The following is an 11692-nucleotide window of genomic DNA, read 5'->3' on the forward strand; positions in this document are numbered from 1 at the left end:
TTTCATTCGGCTGCGGCGGGCTGCAGGACCGGTTCGTGCTGGTGCGGACGAACGATCAGAGCGGCGCTGCCTGCGATTACGAGGGGAATGGCAAAGACGGCGAGCAGGGCGGCAAGGCTCAGCCCCTGCCCGATCAGGATGCCGCCGAGCATCGGTCCGATCACGGCGCCAAGACGGCCAACACCCATGGCCCAGCCGATCCCGGTTGAGCGAATTTCGGTGGGGTAAAGCGCAGCACCCAGCGCATAGAAGGCATTGAAGCCGCCATTGGTGGCGAAGCCGGCGCAGAAGGCGAGCGCGAGCGTGACGGTGAGCGAAACCGTGACATAGCCGAAGGCCGCAACCACGACAGCACCAGCGACCAGCGCCACACAGGTGACACGTGGCAGGCCAAAACGGCTGCCGCAAGCACCGATGATCAGCGTTCCGATAAAGCCGCCCAGATTGAACAGGGCACCCGCATAGATGGCCTTATCGACGGGAAGGCCTGACTGCACAGTCAGCTGGGTAATCCACGAGACGAGGAAGTAGAAGGTCATGAACCCCATGATGATCGCCAGCCATAGCGCAAACGTTGCCACAAGACGCCCTTCCGCAAAGATTGCGCGGACGGAAGCCTTCTGCGTTGTGACGCGCGGCGGCAGCGTGGCAAGCGGGGCATCGCCGAGACGACGCAGGATGACGTTCAGCCTTTCAAGCGCACCGGCAGGCTGCACCCGTTTCAGGTAATCGATTGATTCCGGCAAGATCATCACGACAAACGGCAGCACGACCAGCGAAACAATACCGGCGGCCATGAGCGCGCCGTGCCAGCCCCAGACGGGCAAGAAGTGCGCAATCGTCACGCCGGTGATGACAGCACCCAGCGGATAGCCTGCAATGGCAATGGCCACGACCATGCCCTGCTGCCCCTTCGGCGCGAAATCGGCCGCCATTGTCGTCACACTTGCGAGAAATGCGCCAACGGACATGCCGATGATCGCGCGAAGCGCGATGAGTTCATAGACGTTGCGGGCCTGACTGGACGCCAGCATGGCAACTGTGATGACCGCGAGAAGGCTCATGATCAGTGGGCGGCGGCCAAACCGATCCGCCAGCGGCGCGATGAACAGACCGCCAACCGCCATGCCTGCCAGCGACGCGGAAAACACAGTGCCAAGCACTTCCGGGCTGAGTTGCCAGGCACTCTTGAGCACTGGCGCGACATAGGACATGATCACGATGTCCATTCCATCAATGGCATTGAGCAGGAAGCAAATGAAGACGACCGTGATCCGCAAAGGGGTCCAGCCACCGCTTTCGCCTGTTGTTGCGCCCGATGCAGGCAATCCCCCATGTGCCATTGTTTCCTCCCAGAAAATGGACGACCACAAGCGGTCGCCGGACGCGATGGCCCCGCAACTATGCAATTTCTTGTGTCGATAGATCTTCCGTCTGCAGCCTCCTGCTGCAAACTTGCATTGATTTCTATTCACGGGATTACGGTCCGTCAAATGTTTTGTTGCGATCGCAACAAACTATTTACACGACACAATGCTGAACCGTCATGCCTCATGTGCCCCAGCCCGTTAAAACAAAACAATAAACGCCTTGACTATGAACAGTGTCACGTCGAAAATGGAATGATAATCCAAACTGGAAAGATCATGAGCAATCTTGAAAAATGCCTAAGCATCGTCGAGATGCTGGCGGAAAACCCCGGCGGTCTCTCCGTATCGGCCATTGCGCAGCGGGTCAACCAGCCGGCAAGCGGCGTTCATAGGACCCTTAACGAATTGATTAGGCTAGGTTATGTCCGTCAGATTCAGGATCAGGGCGATTATGCGCTGACGATGAAACTAGCGGCACTCGGTGTCGGTTTTCTCGGACGCACAGGGGTCGGCGATATTGCGCAGCCCATTCTGGACCGTCTTGCACAGGAAAGCGGCGAGCTGATTCGCCTTTCCGTCATCGATGGTGAAAACCTGATCTGGGTCGCGGTGGCTCAGGGCGCGACCAGCGGCCTGCGTTATGACCCCGGTCAGGAACAGGGCGTCGTCGTGCATCTAGCCTCCAGTGCCGGTGGGCAGGCTTGGCTCTCTTCCATGAGTGACGAAGAAGCACTGGAACGGGTGTCCCGACAAGGGTTGATCAATAACGGCAAGCCCTCTGGTCCCGGCGCACCCCGCACCATCACCGATCTGCTGGCCATTCTGGCAAACACGCGTGCACGGGGATACTCCGTCTCCGTCGACAGCTATATCGTCGGCATGGCGGCCATGGCGATGCCGATCATGAGTGATGGCAAGGCCATCAGTTGTCTCTCGATTGCCGGCCCAGCCGTGCGACTGACCAGCGAGCGCATGGCTGAACTTGCCCCGGCGCTGGCGCAGGCCGCACAAGAAATTGGCATGGCCGCCAATGGCTCCCGCTATTTTCCCGGTCTTCATAAATTCGGCTGAACGCAGGCCCATATCAAGAAACACAAAGGCCCCGCTTCATAACGAAGCGGGGCCTTTGCTTTGTATGGGCAGGTGCATTACTTCAACGGCGAATTCGCCATCGGAAAGGCAATCGTCGAGCGCATGTCAGTCGTCAGCCAATCCGGCCCACCCTTCGGCGGCCATACGCCTTGCGCAACAGAATCCGCGCGGATTTGACCGCGTTCGTTAACCGAAGCAAATGGCCAGATATGCGTCATGCGCGGCTTACCGTCGATGCCGTACATGCAAACCGTAAGCTTCGAAAGCGCGGTACGTGCGGGAACTGCCGCCTCCCATGCCCGGATTGTCGGCTCAAGCCCGCCGGTTTTCAAAACATAGGTGCGGAACTCATAGGCTGGGCCGAAGCTTCCGATCTGCACCGGCGGCAGAAACGGAAACGGTGCGTAGCCCTCAAGCTCAAGCCCGGTCAACCACTCCGCAGCACCAAAAGGGTTTGCTGCCCGCAACGTGCGCTCCCGCTCGGCATCGAAATCGGCAACAGTGTCGAAGCCGCGAAAAACGAACACGCGGTTCAGCGCGCCGATATCTGCGTTGAAAATGCCGAGCAGGCGTCCCTTGCCTTCGCTGGCAAAGGCCTCAATAGCCGGCGACACCTTGGCGGCCGCGCCCATGCTGGTGGAAAGCGTTGCGATTTCATATCGTTGCATGATCATTCCTTTCGTGCGTCATCGTGTCGGCGACATCGGTCGCCGTGTCGGTAAGCTTGCCAGCGGCGTGCTTGGCCACACGCCAGCCAAAGACGATGGCCGGGCCAAGCGTTGTGCCGGGGCCGGGATAGGTGCCGCGAAAAATCGAGGCGAGATCGTTGCCACAGGCGTAAAGTCCGGGAATGGCCGTCCCAGCCTCATCAAGAACACGGCCATAGACATCACCTGACAGCCCGGCGCTGGAGGCGAGGTCGGCGGGACGCACGGCCATGGCATAGAACGGACCCTGCCCGATGGGACCAAGACACGGATTTGGTCCGGCCTGCGCATCGCCATTGAATCGGTTGACGACGCTCGACCCGCGTCCGAACGCCTCATCGACGCCGGTTGCCGCCGCACGGTTGTAGGACGCGACCGTTTCCGCGAGGCCAGCCGGATCGCACCCGATGCTTGCTGCAAGATCCGCAAGCGTTCGAGCCTGGATGACGTAGCCTGCCGCGACCATGGATTTCAAGTTGGATGCACCGGGCAGGACCATGCCCATGCCATAACGGCGCATGAAGGCGGCGTCGCAGACAAGATGCGCCGGAATGGCGCCGTTGACGATCTGCCCCATCGCAAAATCATGATAGGAGTTGGCCTCGTTGACGAACCGCTTGCCATGCGCATCGACAGCGAGAAGACCGGGCTTGGCGCGGTCAAGAATGATATGCGGCCAGACGGCCAGCGTGCCGTCGGCCCGCCGGTAGGACGAGCAGGGCATCCACAGTGCCGCACTGTCTCCGCCATCCTCGAACCGCGCGCCGATTGCCATCGCAGCATCGGCGCCGTCGCCAGTATTGGTCGCAGGACCGAGCGCATAATCGCGGGCGCCTTCAGGAAACAGGCGCTCGCGCAGTTTGCGGTTCCAGCAAAGGCCACCGGTAGCGAGCACCACACCCTTGCGGGCGCGGATATGGCGCAGACCGCCGGGCCCGTTAAGCACCGCGCCGACCACCCGCCCCTCTTCCACGATCAGGTCGCGCAGTCCCGTATCAAAAAGCACGGGAACGCCAGCCTTGCGCAGACTGAACAACAAACGCGCCACCAAAGCATTGCCCATCAGCAACCGGGTGCCGCGCCGATAGCGCAAACGGTCCAGCAGATAGCGACCGACAATACCGGTCGCACTGCGGAAATTTGCCACCGATCCAAAAGGGGCCAGCAAAGCGCCTAGCTCATTGCGCCCGACCATCATACCGCCAAGCCCCAGAAACTCGCGGCGCGGCGGGCGCACCCGGTCAAAGTCAGCTTTGTCGAGCCGACGCCCGTCAAACGCGACGGGCGCAAGCGCGCGGCCACCATAAGCAGCACCCGGCCCATCGAGATAATCCGGATGTGCTATCGCTGCGACGAACTTCACATCCGTTCGGCTGTCCAATTCGGCAATGGCATCAGGGCCCGATGTGAGGAAGGCTTCGCGCAGGGCATTTCCGCCCCGGTTGGCGACGATTGCCTCAAGAAAGGCGCGAGCATCCTCCACCCGGTCCGGCACACCGGCCTGAACGGACAGATGTGTTCCCGGCACCCAGGTCGTGCCGCCGGATGTGGCGGTCGTACCGCCCACCGCGTCTGTCTTTTCGGCGAGAACCACATGAAGCCCTTCCAGCGCCGCAACGAGCGCTGCGGTCATACCGCCCGCGCCCGCGCCACAGACCAGAAGGTCCACTTCCTCAAAAGCCTGCGACCGGTCTTCCGACCCGCGTTCAGACGGCATTTTGCTCTCCTCCAACACTGTGTCTGTGCAAAACGGCCTCTCCTTCCGCCAAAGTCTCGGCGGCCAGAAAGCCGAAGGTCATGGCTGGCCCAAGCGTGATGCCACCGCTCGGATAATGCCCGCCCATGATGCTGTTCATGTCGTTGCCAGCAGCAAAAAGACCGGGCACGGGAACGCCGGCGCCATCCAGAACTCGGCCCCGGCTGTCGGTTTCTATGCCGGTAAAGGTGCCAAGACTGCCGGGCACCACTTTCACCGCATAAAACGGCCCGTTTTCTATCGGGGCGAGACAGGGGTTGGGCCGATGGTCCGGATCGCCCTGCACCCGCTGGTAGGGCGTCGTGCCACGGTGAAAGTCCGGATCTTCGCCGCGCGCGGCGTGCAGGTTGAAAGCCGAAACGGTTTCTACCAGCCCCGTGGCATCGATGCCGCATCGTGCCGCAAGCGCGGCAATCGACGGGGCTTCGATCAGGTAGCCGTTGCGGATAAAGGCACCGAAGGGAACCGGCGCGGGCTTGACCGCACCCAGCCCGTAACGGCGCAGAAAGCGTCTGTCGCAGATCAGCCACGAAACCGCAGGCATGCCCGGCGGCGTGGCGGCGATCATCTCGCGAACATAGTCATGATAGGGACCGCCCTCATCAACAAAGCGCTTTCCAGCGGCGTTCACGGCAATGATTCCGGGCTTACCGCGCTCTACCAAATGTGGAAAATGCCCCGGTGCCTTCCCGCCTGCGCGCGGCACCAGCGAAACCGGCGCATAAGCCGCCGCATGGCTCATGCCCGTGTTGATATGACCGCCCACACTTTCAGCAAGACGCAGACCGTCGCCACTGTTGCTCTCCGGCGCAGCAGAATGATGCGGCGTTCCAGCCTGCACATGCGGGAGCAGATCATGCAACCGGCCCGGATCGTGCGGAAAACCGCCAGTCGCCAGCACCACGCCACGGCGAGCCGAAACGATGACGTCTCCATGCAGCCCAGCGAGAATGGCACCGCTCACGCGGTCGCCGGTGCGGCAGAGTTCGCGGGCCGAAAGCTCCGCCCAGAGCCGGACCCCACGGTCGGCAGCCGAATGCAGAAGCCGCGCGACCAGCGCATTGCCGTTGACCAATTGCATGGCGCGGCGGTGGACAGCGAGATCGCGCAGATGGCGCAGCACCCGATGCGTCACATAGGCAAAGGCACGGGGCGAGCGAAGCGCTGTCAGAAACATCCGCATGTCGACGCCAGAGGCGATGCCCATGCCCATAAATGTCGTCTCGGGAATAGGCGAACGCAATCTCGAAATCAGCGCGCCCAGCCTGCGTCCGTCGTAGGGTGCCGCAACGACCGAGCGCCAACCTGTTGCCGCTGCGGGTACATTTCCGTGGAAATCGGGCACGTTGACACCGGGGTTGAAATGGACCGCTGTATTGTTCTCAAAAAATGTCAGCATCCGCGGTGCGGCCTCAAGATAGGCCCCGATCATGTCCTCATTGTAGCGATTGCCGAGGATAGCGCGGAGATAGGTTTTCGGCCGCTCCGGATCTTCCCCCTTGCCAGCGGAAACTGCATGCGGGGCATTCGGCACCCAAAGCCAGCCGCCGGAAAAGGCGCTGGTGCCGCCGAACACATCGGCCTTTTCCGCCACAATCACATCAAGGCCAAAATGAGCGGCGGCCACAGCGGTGGCCAGACCACCTGCGCCTGAACCGATAACCAGCACATCGCAGTCCACCCGCCCCATCGCCGCGCTGGGTGTGTCAGCCATCGCCACTATCATTCTTGCCTCCTCCAGGGCGCAGAAAGTCGACCGCGCCCAACGGGCGTCGGTACTACCGCTTTGATTTTGTGGAAAAGGCGCCCGCTCTTGTCACGAGCGCAGTTCCGTCTTTATCGATTTATTTATACATAAAATGGAATATCATTCAATTTAATAATTACATTCCATCAAATTCGGATAACAATGCACGTGCCGATGCGAGAGCTTGTTCAGCTCTTTGCTTCGGCGCAAGGCGCTTCATAAGCTCGGTCGAGGCAATCTCAATGCTGACAGGAACATCATCAGGCAAAGCCGCAATAAAGGTCTTAAGATCGATCCCTCCCTGACCTGGAAACAACCGCCCGCCCCGAGCGATCGCAATCAGCCCCGCATCGCTGGCATCATAGTCGCGTGGTGCATCACAAAGCTGGAAGTAATGAATGCGATTGCGCGGAATACGGGTGAGCTCCTCACTCTTGCCGCCAGTCCGATCCCAATGCAGCGCGTCGGCCAGCACCCCGCCGTTCGGCTGTCCTGCCGCCTCCACAATAGCGATGGCTTCAGCAGCATTGCGCACGCCCGTCCAGGGCATGAATTCCAGATCGGCGGTGAGACCATAGCTGGCTGCGTGTTCGGCAAATGCTGCGAAAGTCTCTGTCAGACGTGCATGATCGGTATCGTCGCCGGCAACCAGAATATTGGCTGCGCCAAGTGCCGCCGCGCATTCCAGAAAACGCGTGAAATCCGCGGCCCTGGTTTCGGGCTTCAGCCGCACGATCTCGACATCGCCAACCCGAAGCCCCGTTTCAGCGAGGGCGGCGCGGGCCTCGTTCAGAACAGCCTTTTCCGTCAGGATCGGGTAAGGTGCCTCGCCGCTCACAGCGGCTGGCAGCAGCCGCAGACCAACACTGGAATAGCCCGTTTCGGCCGCCACACGAATGGCCCGTGCTGGTGTAAGATCGGCAACGGTAAGGAAAGCGAGTGCAAAATGTCTTGTCATAACCCGCCTCACTTCGCGCACATATAATCAACCATCAAGTCGCGCACTTCCACGAACATGTCGTAGCCCGTGATGGCACGGCAGCCAAGGGCACGCGCGCGCGCAACGAACGGCGAAACCAGAGGTTGGGTAATGACGTCACCGATGAACATATTCGCACGTAGACGGTCGCCGTCAAACGGGAGCGGATCGCTATCCTTCATACCGGCGGGCGTTGCATTTACGATGACATCAAAGCCGGTGGGGTCCCCACTTCCTGCAAAAACCTTTGCCTTGCCAAGCGAAGCCAAACGCGCGATCAGGCTGTTACGCCGCGTGTCGTCCATGTCATGAATGGCCAGCTCGCTGACGCCCGCCAACACAAGCGCATGAGCAATGGCGCTGCCAGCGCCCCCCGCGCCTGCCAGAATGGCCCTCTTGCCTTCCAGAACACAGCCTGCCTTGCGCAGGGCGGCAACATGGGCCACCCCGTCGAACATGTCGCCCTCCCAACCGCTTGGCGTGCGGCGGATCGTGTTGACCGCACCGAGAAATGCCGCGCGCTCCGACAGCCGATCAACCATCGCCGTCGCAGCAATCTTGTGCGGCACGGTGATGATCACGCCATCAAGATTCTGCAACAGCCGCAGCCCCTTCCAGAACAGCACAAGATCCTGTGGCGCAACATGACCGGGAATGCAAAGGGCGTTTAGTCCGCGCGCTTGCAACATCTCGCTAACCCCGGCAGGGGATTTAACCTGTGCGATCGGATCGCCGATCACGAAATGCAGGCGTGATGCCCCGTCGAGTTCCAAATTCATCTTCCCTCCCAGAAAATTGAATGAAATTTCATAATTGAATAAACGACCGGTTTTGATTGGTCTAGCAAAAAATGAAATCTCATTCCACTTTTTGCAAAGTTCGCACATCACATGAGACAGCCACTGTCCTTCGATGGGCTTGTTCCGCTCGTCGTTACGCCTAACCTTGGGCCAGCGCCATCAACGCGGACAGGAAATCGCAGGCAGCGTCCGCTTCGCGCAAACGGGCACGACTGTGCATGAAGCTACCTGATGTCAGACAGCGGAATCCATCGAAAGCCCAGCGAAACAGCAGATTGTTGTTTATCTGCTCCATCAGCATCCGTTCCGAGCAGATCGAGAAAAAGGCCTGAAACAGCGTTACGCGAAGCTACATCTCGGGTCGGATTGAAGGCTGCCCGCAGCGCAGCTACCTGCTACTCCTAAATAAATGCCAAGAGTGAATCACAATCTCAGCATGATCGCGAGGGATTTTGCAGTAGTCTATTAGAGCACATTTGGATCAGATCGACGGCATAAAACAAATCGCTCCCGGCTTGGCACCGGGAGCGATAATTTGGTTGCGACTATGGGTTTTCTACCACTTCACCTTGAAGCCGACATTGCCTTTGAGAGCGTAGCTGTCGGAGAAATGGTTGAGTGACGTGTTGATGGAACCTTCCCCATAGAGGGCATATTTATTGTCGGCCCAGGCATAGGTGCCACCTGCGCCAATCCCACCCCATGTATCATCGCTGTCAGTGGCCATATGGGTTCCCGCATAATTCATGCGCGCGTCACCCATGAACTCCTGATAAAGATTGGCAATGCCATAGAGTGATGTATTGACCATCCGCCCATCATGGCCCTTCCAGCTATTGGCATAGTTGGCAGCAAGACCAAGCCGGGCTGTCAGGCTATCACCGTCTCTATTGGAGATGCGCGCGCCATAGCTATCGGTAAAGGTGTCAAAATCCACCGATGACCACATGAGCTGTGCCTGCGGTGTCAGCGACCAGTTCTGGTTGATGGCAAAACGCTGACCTGCTTCAAGGCTCAGAGCGTAACCGAAGCCCTTATTGCCGTTGCTGAGGGTCTGGTTGACTGCATCGACATGAAGATCGCTGTCATACCAGTTGGCCTGTGCCTGTGCGTCAAGATAGAAGCCGGACGTACCATACCATGTGGTCGTAGCACCAAGCCCCCATCCTTGCGTGCTGATGCTGCCCGAACCGTCACCGGTCCGGTTGTCGATATTCGAGCGCGCATTGCCGTATTGCCCGGTAATGCCAGCAAACAGTGTGCCATTCTCATCCTCATAGAACTGACCATCCACACCGGCCTGCATGATGAAAGTGTTGATATCCTGATGCAGATCACCTGCCGTGGAGGCACTTTCATGACGGTTATGCGCGCCTTCAATGCGGCCCCAGATCGCCTTGCTGTCGGTTTCACCCACATTGGCACCCGAACTGGCCTGATCAGAGCCTCCCAGATAACGCTCACCCACACGCTGTTGCAGTGTCGGCAGCTTGTTCAGAGCCTGCAGCGTCGAGCCATAGGATTCATAGATCGGGGCCGCAGCGCTGTAACGGCCCGGATTAGGACCTGGGTTAGGACCTGGAGGACAGGTATTGGTCTTCTCGCAATCCGGATCGACCGGATTGACAGGATTGGCATTGTCCTTCTTGCTGACCAGATACCAGTTGCCATCATTTGGCGTATTGGTTCCGCCTTTTTGCAGCGTATAGGCATAGGCCGAGTCAGTCATAATGGCCTGCTTGCCGTCTTTGGTGACATAATCACCATTGAGCGTGAACAGACCATCAGAGCTCCCCCCCACGGAGATGATCTCGATGCCGTTATTGGTTTTAGCGCCAAAACCGTGACGGTTGGTGATGTCGACTTTGGAAGTGCCGGCTGTGTTGCCACTGACATTCATCCGGTCAATCAATGAACTGTCATCACCAAGCACACCCCACATATGCAGCGTACCGCCTTGTCCGTTATAATCGCCGGACACATTAAGCACCGTGCCGCCATTGCCGCCGAAGAAAACATCGCCCCCATTGGACAAGCCGGCCATGGTGCTGGAGAACCCGCCAAGTTCGAGCGATGCCCCACTGGCCACGCTATAGCGCGAAGCAGCTGAGAAGCCACCGGCTGCCCCCTGAACCAGCGCGCCCTCATTGACAGCAGTGTTGCCCGAATAGTCATTGGCACCATAAAGCACCAGATCACCATTGCCATTCTTGGTGATGCCACCCGTGCCGGAGATCTTACCGGAGAAATCGCCATGCAGGTTCTGATTGAGCGTTAATGTGCCCGAACCAAGCGTGATAGTGCCGTCACCGGCTTTCTCACCCACAAGACTGCCAACGGTTTCATTAAAGTCGGCAAGATCAAGCACCCCACCGCCCTTGATGGTCACATTGCCCGAACCAAAAGCATTCTCCGCAATGCCAGCTTTGGCTGCGCCTGCTGCAACCGTCAATCCGCCACTGAACGTGTTATTGCCAGAGAAGGTCGTCGTGCCGATGCCATCTTTGGTAACGGCACCAACGCCGCTCACCTTGTTTGCAAATGAAAACTCCTGATCCTTGTTGATCAGCAGCTTGCCACGGTCAAACTCTGTGCTTGCAAGAACGATCTCTGCGCTGTTTGCAATGCTGCCGTTTCCGCTCAGCTCCAGCGTGCCCTCTTGCACCGTGGTGGTGCCGCTATAGCTGTTCTGGCCTGTCAGATTCAGTGTTCCATAGCCAGATTTGGTAAAGCCATTCTGCCCGTCGAGAATGGAGGATATGGTTGCCACATAGTTGGCATGCTCCATCACGCCGTCACCAACGTTGATCCGAACATCCGTTCCACCCAGCGTGATTGTGCCTCCCTCAACGCTGTAACCATCAACGAAGAACTGCATGCCGTTGACACGCGGCGTAAAGCCATTCTCAATCATGACCTTACCACCGGTGCCCTGAAACACGGCAAAAACGTCATCCGCCCAGGGAGTATTGCCGTTGCCGTTCTGGTCGGTCCAGTTCGAGTTCGCTGCGTTCCATGTTCCATCGCCGCCATGGACGGTGCCATCGCCTATCATCTGGCTTCCATCCCAGTAGGACATGGTCCGACCGCCACTGTTAACCAGATTGACCTGCCCCTGAGGTTGCAGCACTTGCAGGCTATAGTCCTGATCGCTTCCCGCAGCCATCTGCATACCGTTATCGGTCAGTGGATTGTCTGACTGGAAAATACGATAGACCCCGACATCCATCTGGCTATTCTT

9 protein-coding genes are annotated in these 11692 nt (G+C 58.9%); 1 reads left to right on the forward strand and 8 read right to left on the reverse strand.

Features of this window, described 5'->3' with window-relative positions; genetic code table 11:
* Nucleotides 1–2: 2 nt before the first annotated feature.
* On the reverse strand, nt 3–1343 hold the full coding sequence (locus tag OPR82_RS15560; RefSeq protein WP_265985843.1) for an MFS transporter: 1341 nt from the start codon (nt 1341–1343) through the stop codon (nt 3–5).
* 303 nt (nt 1344–1646) lie between these two features.
* On the opposite strand from OPR82_RS15560, the gene OPR82_RS15565 reads away from it, so the two are divergent.
* Nucleotides 1647–2441, forward strand: a complete 795-nt coding sequence (locus OPR82_RS15565; RefSeq protein ID WP_265985844.1) for an IclR family transcriptional regulator — start codon at nt 1647–1649, stop codon at nt 2439–2441.
* Nucleotides 2442–2518: 77 nt separating this feature from the next.
* On the opposite strand, the gene OPR82_RS15570 is transcribed toward OPR82_RS15565, so the two are convergent.
* From OPR82_RS15570 to OPR82_RS15600, 7 genes are all read right to left on the reverse strand, one after another.
* On the reverse strand, nt 2519–3130 hold the full coding sequence (locus OPR82_RS15570; RefSeq protein WP_265985845.1) for an NIPSNAP family protein: 612 nt from the start codon (nt 3128–3130) through the stop codon (nt 2519–2521).
* Nucleotides 3117–4886 (reverse strand): FAD-binding protein, encoded by a 1770-nt coding sequence (locus OPR82_RS15575; RefSeq protein ID WP_265985846.1) that lies wholly within the window; start codon nt 4884–4886, stop codon nt 3117–3119. The genes OPR82_RS15570 and OPR82_RS15575 overlap by 14 nt, the downstream gene beginning before the upstream one ends.
* On the reverse strand, nt 4876–6651 hold the full coding sequence (locus OPR82_RS15580) for an FAD-dependent oxidoreductase (RefSeq protein ID WP_265985847.1): 1776 nt from the start codon (nt 6649–6651) through the stop codon (nt 4876–4878). The genes OPR82_RS15575 and OPR82_RS15580 overlap by 11 nt, the downstream gene beginning before the upstream one ends.
* Before the next feature lie 157 nt (nt 6652–6808).
* Nucleotides 6809–7630 carry a sugar phosphate isomerase/epimerase family protein gene (locus OPR82_RS15585; protein WP_265985848.1) on the reverse strand — a complete coding sequence of 274 codons (822 nt, stop codon included), beginning with the start codon at nt 7628–7630 and terminating at the stop codon, nt 6809–6811.
* Nucleotides 7631–7638: 8 nt separating this feature from the next.
* Nucleotides 7639–8430, reverse strand: coding sequence for a shikimate dehydrogenase family protein (locus OPR82_RS15590; protein ID WP_265985849.1), 792 nt, complete (start codon nt 8428–8430; stop codon nt 7639–7641).
* 160 nt (nt 8431–8590) lie between these two features.
* A complete protein-coding gene (locus OPR82_RS15595) occupies nt 8591–8788 on the reverse strand; it encodes a hypothetical protein (protein ID WP_407673267.1) in 198 nt (65 codons plus the stop codon).
* A 219-nt stretch (nt 8789–9007) separates the two neighbouring features.
* Nucleotides 9008–11692, reverse strand: a 2685-nt coding sequence (locus OPR82_RS15600; protein ID WP_265985850.1) for an autotransporter family protein, incomplete at its 5' end; no start/stop codon positions are given.

Origin of the sequence: Ochrobactrum chromiisoli, assembly GCF_026241335.1 — a bacterium.
In the GTDB taxonomy this organism is placed as follows: domain Bacteria; phylum Pseudomonadota; class Alphaproteobacteria; order Rhizobiales; family Rhizobiaceae; genus Brucella; species Brucella chromiisoli.